The sequence below is a fragment of the Streptomyces sp. NRRL F-5630 genome (genome assembly GCF_000719475.1).
Taxonomy (GTDB): domain Bacteria; phylum Actinomycetota; class Actinomycetes; order Streptomycetales; family Streptomycetaceae; genus Streptomyces.
Window position 1 is genome coordinate 18,148 of record NZ_JOGO01000048.1, and the last position, 23,746, is coordinate 41,893.

Here is a 23,746-nt window from a genome sequence, read left to right on the forward strand (position 1 = left end):
AGCAGATGGCAGCCGGCCTTCCCCCCGCCCTCGACCGACCGCACTTCATCGGGATCGGTGGGGCCGGGATGTCGGGCATCGCCCGGATTCTCGCCCAGCGCGGGGCGAGCGTCGCGGGCAGCGACGCGAAGGACTCGGCGACCGCCGCCTCGCTGCGCGCCCTCGGCGCCACCGTGCACCTCGGCCACGACGCGGCCCACCTCGCCGAGGACACCTCCGCCGTCGTCGTCTCGTCCGCGATCCGCGCCGACAACCCCGAACTCGTACGGGCGAAGGAACTGGGCATCCCCGTCGTGCACCGCTCGGACGCCCTCGCCGCCCTCATGGCCGGTACGCGCCCCCTCGCGATCGCGGGCACGCACGGCAAGACGACGACGACCTCGATGCTCGCGGTGTCCCTCACGACGCTCGGTCTGGACGCCTCCTACGCGATCGGCGGCGACCTCGACGCCCCCGGCTCCAACGCCCACCACGGCACGGGAGAGATCTTCGTCGCCGAGGCCGACGAGAGCGACCGCAGCTTCCACACGTACGCGCCCGAGGTCGCCGTCGTCCTCAACGTCGAACTCGACCACCACGCGAACTACGCCTCGATCGAGGAGATCTACGAGTCCTTCGAGACCTTCGTCGGCAAGATCGTCCCCGGCGGCACCCTGGTGATCTCCGCGGACCACGAGGGCGCCCGCGAGCTGACCCGCCGCGTGCGGGACCGGGCGGACCTGCACGTCCTCACCTACGGCTCCGCCGAGGACGCGGACGTACGGGTGCTCAAGGTCGCCCCGCGCGGCCTGACCAGCGAGGTCACGGTCTCGCTGGACGGGAAGCTGCTCACGTTCACGGTCTCCGTGCCGGGCAGCCACTACGCCCACAACGCGGTCGCCGCGCTCGTCGCGGGCGTCTCGCTCGGCGTCCCCCTGCACAACCTCGCCTCCGCCCTGCGCAGCTACACGGGTGTGAAGCGGCGCCTCCAGCTCAAGGGCGAGGCGGCGGGCGTGCAGGTCGTGGACTCCTACGCGCACCACCCCACCGAGATGGCCGCCGACCTGGAGGCGATGCGCGGCGCCGCCGAGGGGCGCATCCTCGTCGTCTTCCAGCCGCACCTGTTCTCGCGCACGCAGGAGCTGGGCAAGGAGATGGGCCAGGCCCTCGCGCTCGCCGACTCCTCGCTCGTCCTGGACATCTACCCGGCCCGCGAGGACCCCATCGAGGGGGTCACGAGCGAGCTGATCATCGCCGCGGGGCGCGCCGCGGGCGCCGACGTGAGCCCGCTGCACGCGAAGGAGGAGGTCGCGGAGGCCGTCGCGGGAATGGCGAAGCCCGGTGATCTCGTTCTCACCATGGGAGCGGGCGACGTCACGGACCTCGGCCCCGCCATCCTGGACCGGCTCGCCGCCGGACCGCACCACCCCGAGCAGTGAGGAGCAGGCCATGGCGTACAACGTCGAGAAGTCGGACCAGGAGTGGCGCGAGGAGCTGACCCCGGACGAGTACGCGGTGCTCCGCCAGGCCGGTACCGAGCCCGCCTTCGTCGGTGAGTACACCGACACGAAGACCAAGGGCGTCTACAACTGCCGCGCCTGCGGTGCCGAGCTGTTCACCTCGGAGACCAAGTTCGAGTCGCACTGCGGCTGGCCGTCCTTCTTCGACCCGAAGGACTCCGACGCCGTCGAGCTGATCGAGGACCGCTCGCACGGCATGGTCCGCACCGAAGTCCGCTGCGCCAACTGCGGCTCCCACCTCGGCCACGTCTTCGCGGGCGAGGGCTACGCGACCCCGACGGACCAGCGGTACTGCATCAACTCGATCTCCGTGCGGCTCGTTCCGGACGACGAGAGCTGACGCGAGGGGCCCGGGGCACGCGCCGGGGGCCCGGAAGGGGCGGGACGGTCTTACGCCGCCCGCCCCTTCGCTCTAGGCTCCTCGGGTGACCGCAACGCACAAGACCCTGCGGGCCGTCAGCGACCTGCACATCTCGTACGAGGAGAACCGGGCCCTCACCGAGGAGATCCGTCCCGCCCACCCGGAGGACTGGCTCATCGTCGCGGGCGACATCGGCGAGCGCTTCGCCGACATCGACTGGGCGCTGCGCCTCCTCGCCGACCGCTTCGCGCGCGTCGTGTGGGCGCCGGGGAACCACGAGCTGTGGACCCTGCCGGGGGAGCCGGACCAGGCACGCGGAGTGGCACGGTACGACAAGCTGGTCGCACTGTGCCGCGAGATCGGCGTCCTGACCCCCGAGGACCCCTGGCCGGTGTGGGACGGGCCCGGGGGCGGGCCGGACGGCTCCGGCGGCCCGCTCCGCATCGCCCCGCTCTTCACCCTCTACGACTACTCCTGGTACGCCCCGGGGACCACGACCCCGGAAGCCTCGCTCGCCCGCGCGCACGAGGCGGGCATCGTCTGCACCGACGAGGCCGTACTCCACCACGAGCCGTACGCGGGCCGCGCCGAGTGGTGCGCGGACCGGATCGCCTACACCGAGAAACGCCTCGCCGAGGCGGCGGGCGGTCCGCCGCTCGTGCTCGTCAACCACTGGCCGCTCGTGCGCCGGCCGACCGAGATCATGACGCACCAGGAGTTCGTGCAGTGGTGCGGCACGGTCCGCACCGCCGACTGGCACACGCGCTTCGACGTCCGCGCCGTCGTCTACGGGCACCTGCACATCCCCCGCTCGGCCCGGTACGACGGGGTGCCCTTCGAAGAGGTGTCGCTCGGCTACCCGCGCGAGTGGAAGCGGTTCGGGCGCCGTGCCGAACTCGCCCGCCCCGTCTTCCCCGAGGTCTCCCCGTGATCCACCGCGTACTGCCCGAGGGCATCAGCGCCGCGCACCACCACGGCACGGACCCGCACGCCACGCTCTTCCCCGAGGAGGAGCCCTTCGTGGCGCGCGCGGTCGCCAAACGGCGCGCGGAGTACACGACGGTGCGGGCCTGCGCGCGCCGCGCGCTCGCGGCGCTCGGCCGCCCGCCGGTCCCGCTCCTCCCCGGCGAGCGCGGCGCCCCCGGCTGGCCCCCGGGGATCGTCGGCAGCATGACGCACTGCCCCGGCTACAGCGCCGCCGCCGTGGCCCCGGCCGACGACTGGCGCGGCCTCGGCATCGACGCGGAGGAGAACGCGCCCCTGCCTCCGGGCGTCCTCGACCTGATCGCCCTGCCGTCCGACCGCGAGGCCCTCGCGGCCCTCCCCCCTGAGGGCCCCTCCTGGGACCGCATCCTCTTCAGCGCGAAGGAGTCGGTCTACAAGGCGTGGTTCCCGCTGGCCCGCCGCTTCCTCGACTTCTCGGAGGCGGAACTCGTCCTGTCCACGGACGGCACCTTCGCGGCACGCGTCCTGGTGGCGGGCCCCGTGAGGGAGCTGAGCGGGAGATGGGCGGCGGGGGACGGGCTGGTGGTGACGGCGGTGACGGTACGGGAGTGAGGGGAGCCCTCGGCCGGGGCGGCGCTCAGCCCCCGAGCAGGCGGCGCCAGCGGCTCGCGCGGGTGCGCTGGTGCCAGCTCTCGAAGGCGCTCACGCGGTGCGGGCCGCCCGCCGCGAGTGCTGTGGTGAGCGCGGCCAGGTGCGCGCGGGACGCGCCCCGCAGGGCGGGACGCAGCACCTCGTCCAGGAGCGTCGCGCACGTCGCGTCCCAGGCCGGGTCGGCTCCCGGATGGGCCGTCCAGTCCACGAAGCAACCCGCCGCCGTGGCCGGGTCGGTGCGCAACCGCTCCGCGACGCCGTCCTCGCGCGCGACCCGCTGGTAGGCCGCGAGGAGTTCCGCGTCGCCGCAGTGCGCGAGCCCGTACAGCTCCCCCTCGGGGCTCCCCGACCGGCGGAGCACCGCGCCGCCCAGGACGGTGTACACGTGCGCGAGGAGTCCGGTGGGCTCGGCCAGGTCGCCCGACTCCCTGAGCCTCACGGCCTGTTCGGCCCAGTCGCCGCCGCGGCCCTCGGCGACGTCCCCGGCCAGTTCGAGGAGCCGCAGGCGGGCGCGGGTCCGGGGGGTCAGTTCGGCGGGGAAGGAGCGGAACAGGTGGGCGGCGAGCGCGCGCCCGGCCGCCGCTTCCGCCTCCGTGCCCGTACCGCCGCGCTCCGCCGCGGCGACCGCCTCGCGCCAGGTCCCCGCCTCCCGGTGGCTGTCCGAGTCGGCGGCCTCCAGGATGTGCGCCATCTCGGCGAGACCGGGCGGCTGTTCGGTCCACACGAGCCGCAACGCCGTACGCAGCAGCGCGGGTTCGGTCGACCAGGACGGGCGCGAGGTCCGCAGCAGCTCGTCCCAGGCCGCCACCGCGTCGAGCGCGAACGCGCGGGCCGACGCGGCGTTCGCGCACATGCGCAGGTGCGGCACGGGCCTGACGGCGGCGTCGAGCGGCAGGTCGACGACGTTCAACAGGGCCTGGGCGGCGAGCGGTTCCCGTGCGGCGTACCGTTCCAGCCGCGGCAGCAGCACGGCGCACAGCTCGGGCAGCCCCGCGAGAGCCCCGGGCACCGGGAGCGCTTCCTCCTCGGCGGGTACGCGTGTGAGGGCGGTCAGGAGCCGGTCGGCCACCTGCTCCAGCACCGGCCCTTCGACCTCGACGCCCAGGACGGCGGCGGCCTGGAGCAGCGCGAGGGAGCGGCGCGGGCCGAGCGTGGGCTCGGCGACGGCCTCGCGCAGTCCCGGGCCGAGGCGCGCGGCGAGCGCGGCGCGGCCGGAGGCGGTGAGCGAGGTCGCGCCGGGCACGGGGACCCCGGTGGGCCGGCCCGCGACGAGCGCCATGAGCACGGCCCCGGCGAGCGGTGAGGTGACGTGCAGCGGCGCGCGGTCCTCAAGCCGCGCCCACACTCGCGCGAGGCCGGTGGCCTCGGTGTCGCCGGCGGGCGGCTCGGTGCCGAGCAGCCCGGTCAAGGACCCGATGGCGTGGGGGAGTTCGCTGTCGGGCAGGGCGTCGAGCGCGGCGGGCAGGAGGGCCCGTACCGCCGCCGGAATCGTGAGGCCCTCACGGTGCGCCGCCGCGAGGAGCGCGAAGCCGTCGAGCGCGGGCCGCGCGTCCGCCGCGAGCGCGGGCCGTCCCTCGCGCCACAGCCACGCCGCGCACGCCGCCCACAGATCCGTGACCGGCTCGGCCGGGGGCAGCGCCCCGTCGAGCAGCCGCTGTCCCGCGACCGCGGGGGCGCTCCCGAGCGGCACCCCGACGACGAGCCGCCCGCTGCGGGCCGCCTCCCACGGCCCGTACGTCGTGAACGACAGCGACCCGGCCTGCTCCGCGGGCAGTACGGCGCAGGCGAGGGCTATCCATCGCGCGACGAGCGAGGGGTCCTTCTCGGCGACGAGGAACGGCACGCCCGTACTGTCCGACGACACCTCCGCCCCGTACGCCGTCTCCTCCTCCCGCCGTGCTCCGGCCCGGATCAGGACTTCCCGTACGCCCGCGAGGAACGCCCCGACCCAGGGTGCCCGCGCTCGCGCGAAGTCCCCGAGCGCGGAGGAGGCGGGCGGCTCGGCGCCGAGCGGGTCCCCGCTGCCCCATCCCGGCGCGTCGAGAAAGGCCACGGGCGCCCTGCCCCCGGGCAGCCGCGCCCCGGCGGGCAGGTGCACGCAGTGCGCGGAGACGCCACCCGCCTGCGCGTTCAGCCGCGTCAACACCCGGCCCCCGTCCGGCAGTACGTCGAGCACCCCCACGCTCGTCCCCGCCTCGGGCACCGGCCACCCCCGCGAGGTGATGGCACGCACCACCTCGCTCCCGGCCGTCACCCGCACCGGGCGCAAGGCGGCCGGACCCCCTGTCCCGGCAGCCGGATCGACGACGCCGAGCACCATTCCGTAAGGCCCCGCGTCGCCCGGTCGCCCGTCCGCCATGCCGTCTCCGTGTTCGTCGTACGGGCGTCCGAGAGCGCTCCGTGTGCGGGGAATCGTAGCGGGGGCGCGCGACCGGGGTGACGGGGACGGCACGCACGCCGGGCGGACGAGCCGACCGCCCGTCACCTTCCTTGCGATCACGACGGGTTGAGGGGAGGAGGCGAAGGGTGCGGATGACGCGATCGGTCCGGGCGCGGTACGCGCACAGGAGCGCCGAACCGTCCGCGGGTCCACAGCGGTGGCGGTCGTTCGCGCCGGGGCGGAGCGGCGCCGGGGGACGGGCATCCGCCCCCGCCTCACCCCTCCACCGGCGCTCGTCCTCCCCGGGTCGATTCCCTCTCGACGAGCCAGTGCGGTGCGTGGTGCACCTCGAACGGGGGCGGGGTGGCGACGCTGATGCGGGCGGCCAGGCACTTCACGGCCAGCGCGGCGATGGCCGCCTTGTCGGGCACGACGGTCGTCAGGGACGGTGTGCCGTACCGCGCCTCCTCGGTTCCGTCGATGCCGGTCAGGGCGATGTCCTCGGGGACGCGCAGCCCCGCCTCGTAGAGAGCCCGGCGGGCGCCGAAGGCGAGCAGGTCGCTGAAGCAGGACACCGCGTCCGGGCGCCTGTCCGGCGGCAGCGCGAGCAGCGCGCGCATCGCCTCCAGGCCGTTGCGCCGGTCGAACTCGTCCACGGGAGGGGCGAGCCGGGGATCGAAGGGCAGCCCCGCCTCGTGCAGGGCCCGCTGGAAGCCCTCCAGGCGCTGCCGGCTCGTCGCGGAACCCTTGCGGTCGTGGCCGATGGCGGCGATGCGGGTACGGCCCAGCGCGGCGAGGTGCGCGGTGGCCGTGTGCGCCGCCGCGACGTTGTCGATGAGGACGTGGTCGGCGGCGACCCGGTCACGCGCGTAGCTGCGCTCGCCGAGCAGGACGAGCGGGAAGGCACCCGAGACGGGGGCGAGTTCCTCGGCCGTGGTGTGCAGGGGGGAGAGGATGACGCCGTCCAGGAGCGAGGCGCCCACACCGCCCGCGAGCCGCAGTTCCTCCGCCGGGTCCCCGAGGGTCTCCTCGATGAGGACGGTGAGGCCGAGCGCGGTCGCCTCCGTGCGCACGTGCTGGGCGAGTTCGGCGAAGTACGGGCTCACCAGCTCCGGCACCACGAGGGCGATCATGCCGCTGCGGCCCGTACGCAGGCGCCGCGCGGTCGGGTTGGGCCGGTACCCCAGCTCCTCCACGGCCTTGGCGACTCGGGCCCGGGTCGTCTCGGAGACCCGTGGCGCGCCGCGTACAACGTTGGAGACCGTCTTGATCGACACTCCCGCGCGCTGCGCCACGTCCTTGAGTGTCACCGCTGCCACAACCCGTGTCCTCTCTCGGAAAAGGCCAGTCTAGGACCCTGATTCACCGGTGTACCAGCGCCCCCGTGTGCTGAAGAAGTCCGGTGCCGAAGGGTTGACCCCGGCGATATACGCCGGTTACAACGTGGGAACAGCAAGCGGTTGCTGTCCGGAATCCATCGGCAGCCACCGCGCCCCCGGCTCCCCCCTGCCCGCTCCCGGGCAACGGGACGCCACCACGCCGGGCCACCCGCACGGGGCCTCCACCGCCCCCGTACGCACGCCGTCCGCAGAGAGGCCGTATGTCTTCGCCCACCCCCGCCCCCGCCAGCCCCCCGCCCGCACCTCTGCGCACCGCGGTCGTGGGCACCGGCGGCATCGCGCGCTCCAGCCACCTGCCCGCGCTGCGCACCCTCGCCGAGGAGGGCGCCACCGAGCTGGTCGCGGCGGTCGACCTCGACGCCGCTTCCGCCGCCTCCTTCGCGGCGGAAGCGGGCATCGCGCACTCCTCCACCGACCTCGAAGCGACCCTCTCCGCCGTCCGCCCCGACCTCGTCGTCCTCAGCACGCCCCCCTCCGTCCACCGCGAACAGGCCGTCGCGGCGCTGCGGGCCGGGGCCTGGGTGTGGTGCGAGAAGCCCCCCTGCCCCTCGCTCGCGGACCTCGACGCCATGACCGCCGCCGAACCGGGCGGCGCGGCGGACCCGTACCTCTCCATCGTCTTCCAGCACCGCTTCGGCTCCGCCGCCCGGCACGTGCGCCGCCTGCTGCGCGAGGGCGCCTTCGGCAGGCCGCTCGTCGCCCACTGCCAGACCACCTGGTACCGCGACACCGCCTACTACGCGGCGCCCTGGCGCGGACGCTGGGCCACCGAGGGCGGCGGGCCGGCGATGGGCCACGGCATCCACCAGACCGACCTCCTCCTCGACCTGCTCGGCCCCTGGGAGGAGGTGCGCGGCATGGCGGGCCGCCTCGTCCACGACGTCGAGACCGAGGACGTCTCCACCGCCCTCGTCCGCTTCGCCGACGGGGCCCTCGCCACCGTCGTCAACAGCGTCCTGAGCCCCGACGAGGTCAGCCGCATCCGCGTCGACTGCTCTCTCGCCACCATCGAGGTCACGCACCTGTACGGCTACCGCAACGCGGACTGGCGCATCACCCCCGCCCCCGGCGTCCCCGAGGAGACCGTCGCGGCCTGGCGCGACTTCGGCCCCGACGAACCCAGCTCCCACCTCGCCCAGCTCCGCGCCCTCACCGCCGACATCCTCGCCGGGCGCCGCCACCCGACCAGTGGCGAAGGCGCCCGCCGCACGCTGGAGTTCATCACCGCCCTGTACAAGTCCGCCTTCACCGGGAACGCCGTGCACGCGGGCGAGATCGCGCCCGGCGACCCGTACTACACCGCACTCCACGGCGGCGCGCCCGGCTGGGCCCCCGCCGAGGCAGGAGAGAACGCCGCATGACCCTCGTCCTGACCCACACCCACGGCGACCGCGTCACCCTCGCCCACGAGGCCACCGGTACCGAACTCCTCGCCTACGTCTACCGGCCCGAGGACCCCTGGGAGGCGCCCAAGCCCTACCTGCACCCGCTGCGCACCCTCTCCGGCGCGCTCGTCACCGACTACCGGCCCAACGACCACCGCTGGCACAAGGGCCTGCAACTGACCGCCTCGCACCTGTCGGGGCAGAACCTGTGGGGCGGCAACACCTACGTGCACGGCGAGGGCTACCTCGCCCTGCCCGAGCGCGTCGGCTCGATGGCCCACACCGGCTTCGAGACCGTGCGCGCCGAGGGCGACCGCGCCCTCATCGAGGAGACCCTCACCTGGCACCCGCACGACACGGCGGTGCACTGGGCCGACGAGCGACGCCGCATCGAGGTCGCGGCCGGTACCGACTGCTGGTCGCTCACCTGGACCTCCGCCGTCACCAACCGCCACAGCGAGCCGCTGCGCTTCGGCAGCCCCACCACCCACGGCCGCCCCGACGCCGGGTACACCGGGCTCTTCTGGCGCGGTCCGCGCGCCTTCCGGGGCGGCGAGACCTTCACCGCCGAGGCCGAGGGCCAGGACCTGATGGGCAGCCAGTCCGACTGGCTCGCCTACACCGGCGAGCACGACGGCCGCGACGGCCACGCCACGCTCGTCTTCGCCCACGCGCCCGGCAACGACCACCGGGGAGAGGCGGGCACCCACCCCGCCCACTGGTTCGTGCGCAGCGAGCCCTTCGCCGCCGTCGCCCCCTCCTGGGCCTTCCACGAGGAACTCGTCCTCGCCCCCGGCGACTCCTTCGCCCGCACCTACCGCGTCACCGTCGCCGACGGCCGCTGGGACCGCGACCGCGTCCTCGCCCACTTCGAGGAGCAGCCGTGGTGAGCGACACCTACGAGGGCTTCCCCGGCGCGGTCGCCGTCTCCCGGCTCAGCGTCTACGACTGGCCCACCGTCGACGGCCACCCCGGCGGCGGCACCCCGCACCTCCACCTCGCCTGCACCGAGGGCTACGTCGTCACCTCCGGGCGCGGCAGCGTGCAGACCCTCACGACCTCCGGCTACCGCGAGGACCCCCTCGAAGCGGGCCGCGTCGTCTGGTTCACGCCCGGCACGATCCACCGCCTCGTCAACGAGGACGCGCTGCGCATCACCGTCGTCATGCAGAACAGCGGGCTGCCCGAGGCGGGCGACGCGGTGCTCACGCTGCCGCCCGAGCTGCTGACCGACCCCGCCACGTACGCCGAGGCGGTCCGCATCCCCGCCGAGGGGACGGAGGAGGAACGGGCCCGGACCGCGCGCCGCCGCCGCGACCTCGCCACCCGCCGCTTCCTCGCCCTGCGCGAGGCCACCGAGCAGGGCGACCCCGCCCCGCTCGCCGCCTTCCACCGCGCCGCCGCCGCCCTCGTACGGCCCCAGCTCGACGCCTGGCAGGAGCGGCTGCGGGACGGGGCCGAGGCGGCCACCCGCGCGAGCGGCGCCCAGCTCGCCGCGCTCCGCGAGGGGAGCGCCGAGCACCTCGCGCACGCCCGCGTCACCGCGACCGGGCCCACCGCACGGGGCCGCTTCGGCATGTGCGGACGCCTCGACGTCTACACCGGCGCCTGACCCGCGCCTTCCCCCGCCCCCGCTCCCACGTCCACCCGCGACCCCGTCCATCCGGCCCCCGCACCCGACCCGCACCCCTGGGACCACCCCATGCCCGAGCCACCCGCCGTCCGGCCCCGCCGGCGGACCTTCCTCGCTCTGAGCACCCTCGGCGCCACCGCCGCGCTCACCCCGCTCTCCGCCTGCTCCTCGGGCGGCACGGGCGGCGGCAAGGGCGTCACCCTCACCTTCTCCTGGTGGGGCAACGACGACCGCGCCACGCGGACGAAGAACGCCGTCAAGCTCTTCGAGAAGGAGCACCCCGGCATCACCGTCCGCACCTCCAACGCCGACTTCGGCTCCTACCTCACGAAGCTCGCCACGCAGGCGGCGGGCGGCGGCGTCCCCGACGTCGTCCAGCTCGACTACCGGCAGATCTCCCAGTACGCGGCGGGCGACGCGCTCGCCCGCCTCGACGACCTGATCGAGGCGGGCATCCTCCGCACCGACGAGATGGACGACTCCTTCGTGCGCACCGGCACCTATCAGGGCCGCCAGTACGCCCTGCCGATGGGCCGCGGCATCACCGGCTACGCCTATGACTCCGCCATCTACGCGAAGGCCGGGATCACCACCCCCAAGCCCTCCTGGACCTGGGAGGACTGGGCGGACGCCAACGCGCGCATCCACCGCCTCGGGCTGCGCGCCCCCGACGGACGCACCGTCACGGGCTCCAACGACGGCGGCACCAACGAGGACGTCTTCGAGGACTGGCTGCGCAGCCGGGGCGGACAGCTCTACGAGGACCAGCGCCGCCTCGCCTACACCGAACGCGACCTCACCGCCTTCTGGACCTTCTGCGACACTCTGCGCAAGGAGGGAGCCGTCGCCGCCGCCCGGGACACCACCCAGGCCAAGAGCACCGAGACGAGTCCCATGGGCCGCGGGCTGGCCGCCGCCGACTTCACGTGGGACGCGCCCTTCCCCGGCTATCCCGCCCTCCTGGGCGACCAGATCCACTACGCGCCCGTCCCCACGACCAACGGCCGCGCGGGCGCCTACTTCAAGCCGTCCATGCTCATCGGCATCGGCGCGCACTCCGCGCACCCGAAGGAGGCCGCGCGACTCGTCGACTTCCTCCTCAACGACCGCCGCGCGGGCGACATCCTCGGCTTCTCCCGCTCCACCCCGCCCAACCGCGCCGTCGCCGCCCGGGTCGCCACCACCCTCAAGGGCGCCGAACGGGAGATCTACCAGTACGCGCGGGCCATGGAGAAGTACGGCCTCGCCGACCCGCCCACCGCGCCGCCCCGGGGCGACCTGGCCGTCCAGGCCGCTTTCGGGCGCACGTACCAGCGCGTCATGTTCGGCCTGGCCACTCCCCGGCAGGCGGCGCGCGAACTCATCGACCAGGCCAACCGGGAGCTGAGGCAATGAGCGTCCTGACCACCCGGCCCCCGGACCGCACCACCGGGCCGCCCGCCGCGCGCAAGGGGCGCGTCCGGCGCCGCCGCGAACAGCAGTGGCCCGCCTACGTCTTCCTCTCCCCGTGGATGATCGGCGCCGTCGCGCTGACGCTCGTCCCGATGGCGGTCTCCCTCTACCTCTCCTTCACCGACTACAACCTCTTCGACCCGCCGCACTGGGTCGGGCTGCGCAACTACACGGAGATGCTCACCGAGGACCCCCGCTACTGGCGGTCCGTCGGCACCACGCTCCTCTACGTCGTCGTCGCCGTCCCGCTCAAACTGGGCCTCGCGCTCGGCGTCGCGATGCTTCTGAAGAACCTCGGCCGGGGCCGCGCCTTCTACCGCTCCGCCTTCTACGCGCCCTCGCTGCTCGGCGCGAGCATGTCCATCGCGCTCGTGTGGCGCGCCCTGTTCAACGACGGCGGCACCGTCGCCCGCGTCCTGGACTCGGTCGGCATCCACACCGGGGGCTGGGTCGGCAACCCCGACTACGCCGTCTTCGCCGTCGTCCTGCTCACCGTGTGGCAGTTCGGGGCGCCCATGGTCATCTTCCTGGCCGGGCTCCAGCAGATCTCGCCCGACCTCTACGAGGCCGCCGCCCTCGACGGCGCGGGCCGCTGGCGGCAGTTCCTCTCCGTCACGGTCCCGATGCTCTCGCCCGTCGTCTTCTTCAACCTCGTCCTGGAGACCATCCAGTCCTTCCAGGTCTTCACCCCGGCCTTCGCCATCAGCGGCGGCGACGGCGGCCCGGCCGACTCGACGCTCTTCTACACGCTGTACCTCTACGAACGCGGCTTCACCGCCTCCCACATGGGCTACGCCGCCGCCATGGCCTGGATGCTGCTGCTCGCCATCGGGGCCGTCACCCTCATCCTCTTCCGCACCTCGCGGTCGTGGGTCTTCTACGCGGACGAGGAGGACCGGTGAGCACGCTCACGAAACGCTGGCTGCCGCACACCGTCGCCCTGGTGTGCCTGCTCCTCCTGCTCTACCCGCTCGGCTGGCTCGCCGCCACCTCGCTCAAACCGGCCACCGAGGTCGCCACGAGCCTCGCGCTGTGGCCCAGCCACTTCGAGTGGTCCAACTACACGACGGCACTCGACGGCGTCTCCGGCGTCTCCGTCGGCCGCCTGCTCGGCAACAGCCTGCTCATCGCGGGCGGCGCCGTGCTCGGCAACGTCCTGTCCTGCTCGCTGGCCGCCTACGCCTTCGCCCGGCTGCGGTTCCGGATGCGCAAGCCGATGTTCGGCTTCATGGTGGCGACGCTCATGCTGCCCCACCACGTCGTCCTGATCCCGCAGTACATCATCTTCAACCGGCTCGGCCTGGTGGACACCTACTGGCCGCTCATCCTGCCCAAGTTCCTCGCGACCGAGGCGTTCTTCGTCTTCCTCGTCGTGCAGTTCATGCGCGGACTGCCGCGCGAACTGGAGGAGTCGGCGCGCATCGACGGCTGCGGGGCCTTCCGCACCTACTGGGCCATCACGCTGCCGCTGAGCAGGCCCGCGCTGATCACCACGGCCATCTTCACCTTCATCTGGACGTGGAACGACTTCTTCACGCAGATGATCTACCTCTTCGCGCCGGAGAAGTTCACCATCACGCTCGCCCTGCGCAGCTTCGTGGACCAGTCGAGCACCTCCGCCTACGGACCGATGTTCGCCATGTCCGTCATCTCCGTCCTGCCCATCGTGCTCTTCTTCGCGGTCTTCCAGCGCTACCTCGTCCAGGGCATGGCCACCTCCGGACTGAAGGGCTGACCACCATGAGCCGTCCCGCACCCGCTCCCGTCCGCGCCTCCGCGTACACCCCCGCGCCCAGCGACCGCCGCGAACCCGGCGAGGTCTTCGGCCCCGCCTTCTCGCTCTTCGCCGACGTCCTGCTCGTCAGCCTCCTCACGAGCCTGTGCTGCCTCCCGGTCCTCACCGCGCCCGCCGCCTTCGCCGCCGCGTCCCAGACGCTCCGCGAGACGGCGGCGGGCGGCAGGACCGCCTCGGCCCGCGCCTACCTCGCACGGCTGCGGGCCCGCCTCGTGCCGCGCTCGCTGCTCCTGGGGCTGCTCCTGCCCGCCTTCGCCCTCGCCGTCCGCGCCGACCTCGCCCTCGCGGGCGGGGACCTGCCGGGACGGGTCCTGGTGGGCCCCGCCCTCGTCGTCCTCGCGCTCGGCGCCGGGGTGCTCCTCCTGCGGGCGAGCGCCGCACCCGGGACCGTGACGGCGCGCACCACCTGGCACCGCGCGGCGGCCGACCCGCACGGCAGCCTCCTCCTGGTGGCCGCCCTCGTGCTCGCCGCCCTCATCGCCTGGGGGATGCCCCTGCTGCTGCCCCTGCTCCCCGGACCGCTCGCCTTCGCCGCGACCACCGTGGACCTGCGCGCCGCCCCGCAGGACCGGGAGAGCTGAGCGCCACCGCCCCCCACTGCCCCCCGCCCCCTCCCCACGGAGTTCGTTCATGCACAGCCACCTCGACGTCGCCGGCCATCCGAGGCCGCAGCTCGTCCGCGACCCGGACTGGCACGACCTCTGCGGCACGTGGCAGTTCGCCCACGACGACGCCGACCAGGGCCGCCGCGCACGCTGGATGGCCCCGGAGACCACCGCTCCCTGGACCCGCGCCATCACCGTCCCCTACCCGCCCGAGTCGCCCGCCTCCGGCATCCACGACCCGGCCCCGCACCCCGTCCTGTGGTACCGGCGCACCCTCGACGTGACCGCCCCCGCGCCCGGCCGCCGCCTCCTGCTCCACTTCGGCGCCGTCGACCACCGCGCCGAGGTGTGGCTCGACGGGCACCTCGCCGGTCGCCACGAAGGCGGGCACACCGGCTTCACCTGCGACCTCACTGAGCTCGTCACCGGCGAGGGGCCGCACGTCCTCGTCGTACGCGCCGAGGACCGGCCGGACCCGGCGCAGCCGCGCGGCAAACAGGACTGGCGCGCCGAACCGCACGTCATCTGGTACCACCGCACCTCCGGCATCTGGCAGCCCGTCTGGCTGGAGGAGGTCCCCGAGCAGCACCTCACCGCGCTCCACTGGGAGAGCGACATCGCCCACGCGCGCGTCCGCTGCCGCACCCGCCTGGACCGCTGGCCCGACCAGCCCCTCGACCTCACCGTCCGCCTGCGCCTCGGGGAGCGCCTCCTCGCCGAGCAGCGCGTCCGTCTCGACGGCCCCGAGAACGAGACCGACATCGCCGTGCCCGCCCTGCGCCACGGCCAGGACCTCGACGACCTGCTGTGGAGCCCCGAGCACCCGCACCTCGTCGACGCGACGCTCGAACTGACCGACGCGGAGGACGGCGCCCTCGTCGACCGCGTCCACTCCTACCTCGGGCTGCGCGACATCGGCTGGGACGACGGCGTCTTCCTCCTCAACCACAAGCCCCGGTTCCTGCGCTTCGCCCTCCAGCAGGGCTACTGGCCCGCCTCGCACCTCGCCGCCCCGGCCGACGCGCTGCGTGAGGAGGCCGAACTCGCCAAGTCCATCGGCCTCAACGGCCTGCGCCTGCACCAGAAGATCGAGGACCCGCGCTTCCTGTACTGGGCCGACAGGCTCGGGCTCATGCTGTGGGGCGAGATGCCCTCCGCGTACGCCTTCGGAACGCCCACCGTCGAACGCGTGACGGCCGAGTGGACCGCCGCCGTCCTGCGCGACGTCAGCCACCCCTCCCTCGTCGCCTGGGTCCCCGTCAACGAGTCCTGGTCCGTGCCCCACCCCGCCGAGGTCCCGGCGCAGCGCCACTTCATGGACGCGCTCTACCACCTCACCAAGGCCCTGGACCCCTCGCGCCCCGCCGTCTCCAACGACGGCTGGGAGATCTCCGCCGCCGACATCTGGGGCGTGCACGACTACACGCAGGACGCGCGCGACCTGCGCGAGCGCTACGAAAAACCCGTGCGTACGGGAGCCTTCGGCGAGCGGTGGCCGGGCGCGCGGCGCCTCCTGCTCGACGGCGTGCGGCACACCGGGCAGCCGGTCGTGCTCAGCGAGTTCGGCGGGGCGACCTTCGTCCCGGAGGAGAGCGCGCCGTGGTTCGGGTACGACACCGTGGAGACTCCGGAGGACTTCGCCGAGCGCCTCGCCGCACTCGTCGCGGCCGCCGAGGACTCCGGTCTCGCGGGCTACTGCTACACGCAGTTCACCGACACGCTCCAGGAGACCAACGGGCTGCTCGACGCCGCCCGCCGTCCCAAGATCGAGCCGGAGATCCTCCGCGCCATCCTGAGCGGACGCGCCCGGTCCTGAGGACCGGGGCCGGGCCCGCCGGCCCGGATGCCCGCACGGAGTCTTGACGCCGCCCCGGGCCGTCCCTACGGTGACGCACCGACAGCTCTGCATCGTTGTAAAACGTCCGTCGAGGTCCCGGCCACCCGGCCGGGACCGGCGGTTCACGAAGAAGGAGCCCCCCACATGCGCGCGCGCCCGCCCCACCCCCCGCGCCCCTTCCACGCCTCGCGCCCGTTCCGCCTCCTGCGCCTGTGCGGCGTCCTCGCCGTCCTCGTCCTGCTCGGCGCCGGTACGAACGCGGTCCGCCCCGAGCAGGCCGCCGCCGCCCCGGCCGCCGCCGCCCCGGCCGCCGCCGCCCCGGCCGCCGCCGCCTCCGCCGCTCCGATGGCGGCCGGTACGTTCCGCAACCCGCTCAACACCGGCCCGGACCCGTACATGACGTACTGGAACGGCAACTACTACCTGACCACCACGCAGGGGGACAGCGTCAAGATGTGGCGCTCCCCGTCCCTGAGCACGCTCCTGACGGCCGACCCCGTCACCGTGTGGACCGACACGGACGCGAGCCGGAACCAGCACATCTGGGCGCCGGAGTTCTACCGCTTCGGGGACCGCTGGTACCTCTACTACACGGCCGACGACGGCACCGACGACCACCACCGCGTCTACGTCGCCGAGTCCGACCGGGACGATCCGACGGGCCCGTACCACTTCAAGGCGAAGCTCGCCCCGCCCAACCACGCCAACGACTTCGCCATCGACCCCGGCATCCTCCAGGTCAACGGCCGCCTCTACCTCGCCTACAGCGGCATCAACCAGTACCAGCACAACGGCCTCAACATCGCCCCGCTGTCGAACCCGTACACCGTCTCCGGGAACGCGGTCGCGCTCGACGCGGCGGGCGGCTGCCCCGAGGTGCGCGAGGGCCCGGAGTTCCTCTACCGCAACGGCCGCACCTGGATGACGTACTCCACGTGCGACACGGGGAAGCCCGACTACCAGCTCTGGATGATGTCGCTGCCGGACGGCGCCGACCCGCTCGTGCCCGGCAACTGGCAGCAGCACCAGGGGGCCGTCTTCTCGCGCGCCGACGACCACGGCGTCTACGGGCCGGGCCACCACGCCCTCTTCAAGTCCCCCGACGGCAAGGAGGACTGGATCGTCTACCACGCCAAGTCCACGTCGGTGAACACCTACAGCAACCGGACGACGCGCGCGCAGCGCATCGGCTGGAAGGCGGACGGCAGCCCGGACTTCGGCGTCCCGCTCGCCACCGGCGCGACCCAGGACCTGCCCTCGGGCGACCCGGGTCCCAGCGCCTACTGGATCAACGACGACGGCCGCTCCAGCGGCGCCGGCTCGCTCGCCTACACCGGCACCTGGAACTCCGGCACCGGCTGCGGCGTGCAGTGCTTCTGGGGCGACGACCACTGGAGCGCGACGGCGGGCAACACCGCCACGTACACCTTCACCGGCACCAGGATCGCCCTGTTCTCCGTACGCGACACCGGCAACGGCTACGCGGCGGTGAGCATCGACGGCGGCGCGGAACAGCGCCTGGACTACTACGGCACACCGCGCACCGGGGAGAACCTCCAGTACCTCAGCCCCCGCCTGCCGAGCGGCAAGCACACCCTGCGCGTCCGGGTGACCGGCGACCGCGACGGCCAGTCCGGCGCGGCCTTCGTCAGCGTGGACCGGGCGGAGGTCTGGACGAACTGACGGCGTGCGGTCCGGCCGGGCCACACGGGGGGTCGCGCTTCGCCTGCGGCCCGCCTGGCCCGGCTGTCCTCGCGTCCGGGCTCCCACCGGCGCCGGGCAGGTCCGAAACCCCGTGGTGGAACACAGCCGTCACCGAGGACTGGCCGGAGGTGATCGCGGGCTCGGAGCACGGAGACGTGGAGTACGAGCTGACGCGGGAGGCATGGGAGCGCGGGGCGGGCGCGGAAAAGGGCCGCTGAGCACGTCGGCGGGGAGCAAGCTCCTTGCTTCGCCGGGCCGGGCAGACGGAGACCCGCGTACGGAGCAAGGGCTCAGCGCATCGGCCGCAGCGCGTTCTTCCGCACCGAGCGCCGCGCCCACCACGCACAGCCCAGCAGAACGATCCCGCACCCGCTCCACAGCCACGCCTCGGCCGCTCCGCGCAGGGCTCCCACCGCCCACAGCACCGACCACAGGGCGAGCAGCACGCACGTCGCGGTCCAGGCCACGTCCCAGGTCCGGCGCCGCGCCGCGACGCGTTGCGGCGTCCCGGGTTCCAAGGGGCCGAGGGCGGTGGGGTCCTTGTGGGGTCCATGCTCTGTCGTCGTCATGCCCGCCGGATACCCCGCCCGGTCGCCGTCATGGGCCGGTCCGCCCCGCGACGGCGGTCCCGCGCCCCCATCCATGCCCTTGCCTCCGGCCTGACGAGGGCCCGGCCCCGTGCCACGGAGATGGTTGCGGCTGCGCGCGTATCTCTGGTGGAGCGAGAGGCGGCGGGCCGTCTCGCGCTGCCCCGCGCGATCAGCGCGTCAGATTCCCCAGGAAGTCAGCCCACGCGGAGGGTGCGGCGGTGAAGCTGGGACGCGTGGTGTCCTTGGAGTCGCGGATGTGGATGGCGAGCGGGGTGAGGGCGACCTCTACGCAGTCGCTTCCGCCGGAGCCGCTGTAGCTGCTCTTGAACCAGGACAGACCCACGGTGGTCATAGTGCTCCTCGCAGTCGCTCAAGCAGGCGCACCGAGTCCTCCGGTGTCAGCGCCTGTGAGCGCAGTTTCGCATACCGCTGGTGGAGCACACTGACGGATTTGGCGTTCGAGATCATGACGCCGCTCTCCTGGCCTTCGGAGTACGCGTGCCACATGTTGTCGGGGGTCTCCAGCAGCCTCATGGTCCCGTCAAGCCCCGCGTGCAGGGGCTGGTGGAGCGGCATGATCTGCACTTGGACGTTCCAGTGTTCGTCGATGACTCGCCGGATGCGGTCCAGGATTCCGCACGTCACCTCGTCGCCACCGGTCCTGCGGATGAAGATGGACTCCTCGATAATGAAGCTGAAGGCGCATGGCGGTTGCCGATCCGTGCTCAGCAACTCCTGTCGCTCAAGCCGAGTAGTCAGGCGTTGCCTCAGCTCCTCGCTGGTCGGCAACGGCGGGACGTTCAGTTCGACTGCTCGGGCATACGCCTCCGTCTGCAACAGCCCCGGCAGCACTCGGCATTCGTACGTGTAGAGGCTGATCGCCTCCGTTTCCAGCAGGGCCCACTCACGGAAGTGGTTGGCCAGCCCAGGCTTCCGCACCACATGGGGGAGCAGAGGGCTCAGCATCCCCGCTGCGTGCAAGGCGCGTTCGGCAGCCTGCACGAAGTCCGGTTGCGGCATCCGGCGGCCCTGCTCGATGGACGAGATCATGTCCACCGAGTAGCCGAGGACTTCCGCCAACCGCTCCTGGGTCAGGCCCTCCCGCTTACGGAAGACCTTGACGACCGCGCCGAACACCTTCAGAGTCTCGGAGGGTTCGGGCTCGCCGGTGGTCGCGCCGATCGCCATGCCGCCTGCCTTTCGCGTCGTACGGACAACGGCTCATGGTCTCGGCCGGTTACTCGTACTGTCCACGGTTCGCGGTCGTACGCTCACTTTCTGTACGAGTTGAGTACCTGGGATCACGCAGGTCAGCGGGCCAGCCTTACCGCCATGACCACCACTCACACCCCCCGCCCGTCCGCCCCCGCCCCTTTCGTCCAGCGCTTCAGTTCCACGCTGCTCGGGGCGCGTCTCGCGCGGCTCCTCGTCGTGCACGAACTGGGCACGTGGGGGTTCTTCCACGGGAGTCCTCTCGTGCGGCGGGCCGAGACCGTCGTGGGGGAGCTGGCCGCCAACGCCGTCACGCACGGCAAAGTTCCCGGGCGGGACTTCGAGGTGCGGGCGGAACTGCGCGTGACGGAGGGCGTGCTGCGTATCGACGTCTCCGACGCGCGCGGGGAACACCGGCCGCCACGGCGGCCCGGGCCGCGTGCGCCGCTCGCGGAGGGCGGCTACGGGCTCGTCCTCGTCGACGCGTGCGCGGACCGCTGGGAGGTCGTGGAGCGGGGGCCGGTCGGCAAGACCGTACGGGCCGAGTTCGCGGTCGACGGCGTGCTCTGAGCGGACGCGGCCCCGGATCGCCCGTACGCTGGCGCTCGCCGTACCCGTACCGCGAAAGGCGAGCCCATGGCGACCGAGACCCCCGATCCCTTCACCTCCGCCGAGTACGAGAGCCGGATGCGTCGGGCGGCGGGGAACGCGCAGGCGGCCGGGCTGGACGGGCTCGTCGTGACGCCCGGTCCCGACATGGAGTGGCTGACGGGCTACCGCGTGCCCGCCGTGACCGAGCGGGCCACGCTGCTCGTCCTGGCCGCCGGGCGCGAACCCGTCCTCGTCGTGCCCGCGCTGGAGGCGCCCGACGCGGAGGCGGCTCCCGGCGCAGGGGCGCTCACCTTCGAGGGCTGGCGCGACGGGCAGGACCCGTACCAGCTCGTCGTCCCGCTCCTCCCGCTCGGCGGCCGGCTCGGCGTCAGCGACAACGCCTGGGCGCTGCACCTCCTCCACCTCCAGCGCACCCTGCGCGGCTCCGCCTTCGACTCGCTCACCGAAGCGCTGCCGATGCTGCGCGCGGTGAAGGACCAGGCCGAACTCGCCCGGCTCGCCGCCGCCGCCGAGGCCGCCGACGCCACGTACGAGGAGATCAAGAGCGTCCGCTTCGCCGGGCGCCGCGAGAACGAGGTCGCCGCCGACCTCGCCGCGCTGCTCCTCGGCCACGGGCACTCGCAGGTCGACTTCACGGTGGTCGGCTCCGGCCCCAACGGCGCGAACCCGCACCACGAGGCGGGGGAGCGGGTCATCGAGGAGGGTGACACGGTCGTCCTCGACTTCGGGGGCCTCAAGCACGGGTACGGGTCCGACACGACCCGTACCGTCAGCGTCGGCGAGCCCTCCGCCGAGGTCCGCGAGGTGCACGAGGTCGTGCGCCGCGCGCAGGAGGCCGGCTGCGCGGCCGTACGTCCGGGTGCGACGTGCCAGGACATCGACCGCGCCGCGCGCGCGGTCATCGACGAGGCCGGGTACGGCGAGTACTTCATCCACCGCACCGGGCACGGCATCGGCGTCACGACGCACGAGCCTCCGTACATGATCGAGGGCGAGACCCAGGAGCTCGTGCCGGGCATGTGCTTCTCCGTCGAACCGGGGATCTACCTCCCCGGCCGCTTCGGTGTCCGCATCGAGGACATCGTGACGGTCACGGAGACCGGCGGCGAGCGCCTCAACAAGACGTCGAGGGACCTCGCGGTCGTGCACTGAGCCCGGTCGGAGGGGCGGTACGGGGCACGCGGTCCCACCCCGTACCGCCGCCGCTCAGGCGTCCTCGGCCAGCACCACGCACGAGCGCCCCGGTACCGTCACGGTGCCCGAGCCGTCCGGTTCCGCGACGTCCTCCCACGCCGCGAGGACCTTCACCGGGCCCGGCTCGACCGGCACGTCCACCGGCTCCGCGCCCAGGTTCACCGCGAGCCGCACGTCCCCGCGCCGCACCGCGAACCAGCCCGCCTCCGCGTCGTACGCCGTCTTCACGGCCGTCAGGTCGGGGGACTGGAGGTCGGGGCGGGTGCGGCGCAGGTCGATCAGAGCGCGGTACCAGGCGAAGAGACGCGTGTGCGGTTCCTCGGCCAGTTCCGCCCAGTCCAGGCACGAGGCGTCGCGCGTCGCGTGGTCCTGCGGGTCGGGGATGTCCTCCCCGGCCCAGCCGTGCTCGGCGAACTCGCGCCTGCGCCCGCGCCGCACCGCCTCCGCCAGCTCCGGGTCCGTGTGGTCCGTGAAGAACTGCCAGGGCGTCGAGGCGCCCCACTCCTCGCCCATGAAGAGCATCGGCGTGAAGGGGGACGTGAGGACGAGCGCCGCCGCGCAGGCCAGTACCCCCGGCTCCAGCTGGGCGCTCAGGCGGTCCCCGCGCGCGCGGTTCCCGACCTGGTCGTGGGTCTGGGAGTAGCCGAGGAAGCGGTGCGCGGAGGCGTGCGCGCGGTCCACGGGACGGCCGTGGTGGCGGCCCCGGAAGGACGAGTACGTGCCGTCGTGGAAGAACGCGCCCGTCAGCGTCTTGGCGAGGGCCGCGTACGGCTCGCGTGCGAAGTCCGCGTAGTAGCCCTGCGCCTCGCCGGTGAGCATCGTGTGCAGCGCGTGGTGGAAGTCGTCGTTCCACTGCGCGTCGAGGCCGAGACCGTGCTCCGCGCGGGGCGTGACGACGCGCGGGTCGTTGAGGTCCGACTCGCCGACGAGGAAGAGCGGGCGGCCCGTCGCCTCGGCCAGCTCCGCGACCGCTCCCGACAGTTCCTCCAGGAAGCTCAGCGCGCGCTCGTCGCGCAGCGCGTGCACGGCGTCGAGGCGGAGCCCGTCGATCCGGTAGTCCCGCAGCCAGGAGAGGGCGCTCTCGCGCAGGTACGCGCGCACCTCGTCCGAGCCGGGCGCGTCGAGGTTGACGGCCGCGCCCCACGGTGTGCTGTGCCGGTCCGTCAGGTACGGGCCGAAGAGCGGCAGGTAGTTCCCGGAGGGACCGAAGTGGTTGTGCACGACGTCGAGCACGACACCGAGACCGAGCCCGTGCGCCGAGTCCACGAACCGCTTGAGCCCTTCCGGCCCGCCGTACGGCTCGTGCACGGCCCACAGCGATACGCCCTCGTATCCCCACCCCCACGTGCCGGGGAAGGGGCACACGGGCATCAGCTCGACGTGCGTGACGCCCAGCTCGGCGAGGTGCGGCAGGCGTTCGGCCGCCGCGTCGAAGGTGCCCTCGCGCGTGTACGTACCGACGTGCATCTCGTAGAGCACCGCGCCCGGGAGCCCGCGTCCGGTCCACTCCGGGTGCCGCCACTCGTACGCGCCCTCGTCGACGACGGCGCTGAGCCCGTCGGGCCCGTCCGGCTGGCGCCGCGAGCGCGGGTCGGGGTACGGGCCCGCGCCGTCCACGACGTACCCGTACCGCGCCCCCTGCCCGGCCTCCGCCTCGGCCGTCCACCAGCCGGGGCGGGTGGGGTCGCGCTCCATCCCGTACGCCGACTGGTCCACCTGGAGACCGAGTCGCTTCGCCTGCGGGGCCCACACTGAGAACTGCACCGGATCTCCTTGGTCGGGGGAGGGGCGGGGAGCGCCTGTGAGCGGCGCGGGCCGTGGCGGCGGCCCGGCTGAGGCCGTTCGGTGACGCTCGGTGTCCATGGTGGCGCAGATCGGCGGGATTCGGGGGGCTTTTCTGCGGGGCGCTGTGTCGGGGGCGGGTCCCGGAAGAGGGAGAGACGGGCCGTCATCCCCCGCTCGGGGCCCGGCTCAGGTCGACCACGCAGAAGAGGTTGCCGTCCGGGTCGGCCAGGACGACGAAGTCGGGGTTCTCCGGGTAGAGGGGCCAGTCGACGCGGCGGGCGCCGATGCTGAGGAGGCGGGCGACCTCCGTGAACTGCTCCTCGCGGCTTTCCGTGAAGAGGTCCAGGTGGAGGCGGGGGCGGGGCTCGGGCGGTGACTGGCTGAGCATGAGGCCCAGGGCGCGTCCCGAGCCGTCCGCGTGCTGCAGGGTGCTCCAGGTCTCGCTGCGCCACTCCTCGCTCTCGACGAGGGGGAGCGCCGTGGTCCAGAAGGAGACCGCGCGGGCGAGGTCGGTGACGCCGATGACGGGGAATCCGAGGGTGAGCATGAACCGAGGGTAGGGCCTGCCTTCCCTCTCGCCTCGTCGCCCTCGGGGCGGCCGCGCGGCGTCCGGTGCGGGCGGGCGGTACGCGAACGGTCCTACGCGTCGGGCGGCCGGATCGCCCTCGGGGCGGTACCGCGCCGCGTCCCCGGCGTCCGCCTCGCC

At 73.6% G+C, this 23,746-nt stretch carries 22 protein-coding genes and 1 pseudogene; 16 read left to right on the plus strand and 7 right to left on the minus strand.

Going from position 1 to position 23,746, the window contains the following annotated elements:
- The first annotated feature begins 5 nt into the window (after window positions 1-5).
- The 4 genes from murC (at window position 6) to IF99_RS0121075 (ending at window position 3,417) form a co-directional block, all read left to right on the plus strand.
- The gene (gene murC / locus IF99_RS0121060) at window positions 6-1,418 is read left to right on the plus strand and encodes a UDP-N-acetylmuramate--L-alanine ligase (RefSeq protein WP_030998164.1); all 1,413 of its coding nucleotides are present in this window, start codon (window positions 6-8) and stop codon (window positions 1,416-1,418) included.
- A gap of 10 nt (window positions 1,419-1,428) precedes the next feature.
- On the plus strand, window positions 1,429-1,839 hold the full coding sequence (gene msrB, locus IF99_RS0121065; protein ID WP_030998165.1) for a peptide-methionine (R)-S-oxide reductase MsrB: 411 nt from the start codon (window positions 1,429-1,431) through the stop codon (window positions 1,837-1,839).
- Between the two features lie 85 nt (window positions 1,840-1,924).
- Entirely contained in the window at window positions 1,925-2,791 is an 867-nt protein-coding gene (locus tag IF99_RS0121070; protein WP_030998166.1) for a metallophosphoesterase family protein, read from the plus strand.
- Window positions 2,788-3,417: a 4'-phosphopantetheinyl transferase family protein gene (locus IF99_RS0121075; RefSeq protein WP_030998167.1), complete on the plus strand. Its 630-nt coding sequence runs from the start codon at window positions 2,788-2,790 to the stop codon at window positions 3,415-3,417. The genes IF99_RS0121070 and IF99_RS0121075 overlap by 4 nt, the downstream gene beginning before the upstream one ends.
- A 25-nt stretch (window positions 3,418-3,442) precedes the next feature.
- On the opposite strand, the gene IF99_RS0121080 is transcribed toward IF99_RS0121075, so the two are convergent.
- Window positions 3,443-5,815, minus strand: coding sequence for a GTPase-associated protein 1-related protein (locus IF99_RS0121080; protein WP_234340789.1), 2,373 nt, complete (start codon window positions 5,813-5,815; stop codon window positions 3,443-3,445).
- Between the two features lie 296 nt (window positions 5,816-6,111).
- Entirely contained in the window at window positions 6,112-7,155 is a 1,044-nt protein-coding gene (locus IF99_RS0121085; RefSeq protein WP_030998169.1) for a LacI family DNA-binding transcriptional regulator, read from the minus strand.
- 281 nt (window positions 7,156-7,436) lie between these two features.
- Between IF99_RS0121085 and IF99_RS0121090 the strand changes: the two genes are divergently transcribed.
- From IF99_RS0121090 to IF99_RS35065, 10 genes and pseudogenes are all read left to right on the plus strand, one after another.
- On the plus strand, window positions 7,437-8,597 hold the full coding sequence (locus IF99_RS0121090; protein ID WP_030998170.1) for a Gfo/Idh/MocA family protein: 1,161 nt from the start codon (window positions 7,437-7,439) through the stop codon (window positions 8,595-8,597).
- Window positions 8,594-9,511, plus strand: coding sequence for a PmoA family protein (locus IF99_RS0121095; RefSeq protein WP_030998171.1), 918 nt, complete (start codon window positions 8,594-8,596; stop codon window positions 9,509-9,511). Before IF99_RS0121090 ends, IF99_RS0121095 begins: the two co-directional genes overlap by 4 nt.
- Entirely contained in the window at window positions 9,505-10,233 is a 729-nt protein-coding gene (locus IF99_RS0121100) for a cupin domain-containing protein (protein ID WP_030998172.1), read from the plus strand. Before IF99_RS0121095 ends, IF99_RS0121100 begins: the two co-directional genes overlap by 7 nt.
- A 90-nt stretch (window positions 10,234-10,323) precedes the next feature.
- Window positions 10,324-11,649 (plus strand): ABC transporter substrate-binding protein, encoded by a 1,326-nt coding sequence (locus IF99_RS0121105; protein ID WP_030998173.1) that lies wholly within the window; start codon window positions 10,324-10,326, stop codon window positions 11,647-11,649.
- Window positions 11,646-12,608, plus strand: coding sequence for a carbohydrate ABC transporter permease (locus IF99_RS0121110; RefSeq protein WP_030998174.1), 963 nt, complete (start codon window positions 11,646-11,648; stop codon window positions 12,606-12,608). Before IF99_RS0121105 ends, IF99_RS0121110 begins: the two co-directional genes overlap by 4 nt.
- Window positions 12,605-13,441, plus strand: coding sequence for a carbohydrate ABC transporter permease (locus IF99_RS0121115; RefSeq protein WP_030998175.1), 837 nt, complete (start codon window positions 12,605-12,607; stop codon window positions 13,439-13,441). The genes IF99_RS0121110 and IF99_RS0121115 overlap by 4 nt, the downstream gene beginning before the upstream one ends.
- 5 nt (window positions 13,442-13,446) lie before the next feature.
- A complete protein-coding gene (locus tag IF99_RS0121120) occupies window positions 13,447-14,082 on the plus strand; it encodes a hypothetical protein (RefSeq protein WP_030998176.1) in 636 nt (211 codons plus the stop codon).
- Between the two features lie 49 nt (window positions 14,083-14,131).
- Window positions 14,132-15,922, plus strand: a complete 1,791-nt coding sequence (locus tag IF99_RS0121125) for a glycoside hydrolase family 2 (protein WP_030998177.1) — start codon at window positions 14,132-14,134, stop codon at window positions 15,920-15,922.
- Window positions 15,923-16,087: 165 nt separating this feature from the next.
- Complete coding sequence (locus IF99_RS0121130) at window positions 16,088-17,626, plus strand: family 43 glycosylhydrolase (protein WP_030998178.1); 1,539 nt, start codon at window positions 16,088-16,090, stop codon at window positions 17,624-17,626.
- A gap of 131 nt (window positions 17,627-17,757) precedes the next feature.
- Window positions 17,758-17,865 (plus strand): annotated as a pseudogene (locus IF99_RS35065) (GNAT family N-acetyltransferase); the annotation flags it as partial.
- 72 nt (window positions 17,866-17,937) lie between these two features.
- On the opposite strand, the gene IF99_RS0121140 reads toward IF99_RS35065, so the two are convergent.
- From IF99_RS0121140 to IF99_RS0121150, 3 genes are all read right to left on the minus strand, one after another.
- Window positions 17,938-18,216, minus strand: coding sequence for a hypothetical protein (locus IF99_RS0121140; RefSeq protein WP_030998179.1), 279 nt, complete (start codon window positions 18,214-18,216; stop codon window positions 17,938-17,940).
- A 190-nt stretch (window positions 18,217-18,406) separates the two neighbouring features.
- The gene (locus tag IF99_RS0121145) at window positions 18,407-18,589 is read right to left on the minus strand and encodes a DUF397 domain-containing protein (protein WP_030998180.1); all 183 of its coding nucleotides are present in this window, start codon (window positions 18,587-18,589) and stop codon (window positions 18,407-18,409) included.
- On the minus strand, window positions 18,586-19,425 hold the full coding sequence (locus IF99_RS0121150) for a helix-turn-helix domain-containing protein (protein ID WP_030998181.1): 840 nt from the start codon (window positions 19,423-19,425) through the stop codon (window positions 18,586-18,588). Before IF99_RS0121150 ends, IF99_RS0121145 begins: the two co-directional genes overlap by 4 nt.
- A gap of 144 nt (window positions 19,426-19,569) precedes the next feature.
- Here IF99_RS0121150 and IF99_RS0121155 point away from each other — a divergent pair, with 144 nt between their 5' ends.
- Window positions 19,570-20,019 (plus strand): ATP-binding protein, encoded by a 450-nt coding sequence (locus IF99_RS0121155; RefSeq protein ID WP_030998182.1) that lies wholly within the window; start codon window positions 19,570-19,572, stop codon window positions 20,017-20,019.
- A gap of 66 nt (window positions 20,020-20,085) precedes the next feature.
- The gene (locus IF99_RS0121160) at window positions 20,086-21,213 is read left to right on the plus strand and encodes an aminopeptidase P family protein (protein ID WP_030998183.1); all 1,128 of its coding nucleotides are present in this window, start codon (window positions 20,086-20,088) and stop codon (window positions 21,211-21,213) included.
- Between the two features lie 54 nt (window positions 21,214-21,267).
- On the opposite strand, the gene treZ is transcribed toward IF99_RS0121160, so the two are convergent.
- Together treZ and IF99_RS0121170 are read right to left on the minus strand one after the other, a co-directional pair.
- Entirely contained in the window at window positions 21,268-23,019 is a 1,752-nt protein-coding gene (gene treZ / locus IF99_RS0121165; RefSeq protein ID WP_030998184.1) for a malto-oligosyltrehalose trehalohydrolase, read from the minus strand.
- A 184-nt stretch (window positions 23,020-23,203) separates the two neighbouring features.
- The gene (locus IF99_RS0121170; protein ID WP_030998185.1) at window positions 23,204-23,587 is read right to left on the minus strand and encodes a VOC family protein; all 384 of its coding nucleotides are present in this window, start codon (window positions 23,585-23,587) and stop codon (window positions 23,204-23,206) included.
- Window positions 23,588-23,746: the final 159 nt, after the last annotated feature.

Excerpts from the sequence above, each read along its gene's own strand:
- IF99_RS0121150 (WP_030998181.1), bottom strand. The coding sequence starts at position 19,425 with ATGGCGATCGGCGCGACCACCGGCGAGCCCGAACCCTCCGAGACTCTG.
- IF99_RS0121140 (WP_030998179.1), bottom strand. The coding sequence starts at position 18,216 with ATGACGACGACAGAGCATGGACCCCACAAGGACCCCACCGCCCTCGGC.
- IF99_RS0121080 (WP_234340789.1), bottom strand. The coding sequence starts at position 5,815 with ATGGCGGACGGGCGACCGGGCGACGCGGGGCCTTACGGAATGGTGCTC.
- IF99_RS0121095 (WP_030998171.1), top strand. The coding sequence starts at position 8,594 with ATGACCCTCGTCCTGACCCACACCCACGGCGACCGCGTCACCCTCGCC.
- IF99_RS0121145 (WP_030998180.1), bottom strand. The coding sequence starts at position 18,589 with ATGACCACCGTGGGTCTGTCCTGGTTCAAGAGCAGCTACAGCGGCTCC.
- IF99_RS0121125 (WP_030998177.1), top strand. The coding sequence starts at position 14,132 with ATGCACAGCCACCTCGACGTCGCCGGCCATCCGAGGCCGCAGCTCGTC.
- IF99_RS0121120 (WP_030998176.1), top strand. The coding sequence starts at position 13,447 with ATGAGCCGTCCCGCACCCGCTCCCGTCCGCGCCTCCGCGTACACCCCC.
- IF99_RS0121130 (WP_030998178.1), top strand. The coding sequence starts at position 16,088 with ATGCGCGCGCGCCCGCCCCACCCCCCGCGCCCCTTCCACGCCTCGCGC.
- murC (WP_030998164.1), top strand. The coding sequence starts at position 6 with ATGGCAGCCGGCCTTCCCCCCGCCCTCGACCGACCGCACTTCATCGGG.
- IF99_RS0121110 (WP_030998174.1), top strand. The coding sequence starts at position 11,646 with ATGAGCGTCCTGACCACCCGGCCCCCGGACCGCACCACCGGGCCGCCC.
- IF99_RS0121155 (WP_030998182.1), top strand. The coding sequence starts at position 19,570 with ATGACCACCACTCACACCCCCCGCCCGTCCGCCCCCGCCCCTTTCGTC.
- IF99_RS0121160 (WP_030998183.1), top strand. The coding sequence starts at position 20,086 with ATGGCGACCGAGACCCCCGATCCCTTCACCTCCGCCGAGTACGAGAGC.
- msrB (WP_030998165.1), top strand. The coding sequence starts at position 1,429 with ATGGCGTACAACGTCGAGAAGTCGGACCAGGAGTGGCGCGAGGAGCTG.
- IF99_RS0121090 (WP_030998170.1), top strand. The coding sequence starts at position 7,437 with ATGTCTTCGCCCACCCCCGCCCCCGCCAGCCCCCCGCCCGCACCTCTG.
- IF99_RS0121170 (WP_030998185.1), bottom strand. The coding sequence starts at position 23,587 with ATGCTCACCCTCGGATTCCCCGTCATCGGCGTCACCGACCTCGCCCGC.
- IF99_RS0121105 (WP_030998173.1), top strand. The coding sequence starts at position 10,324 with ATGCCCGAGCCACCCGCCGTCCGGCCCCGCCGGCGGACCTTCCTCGCT.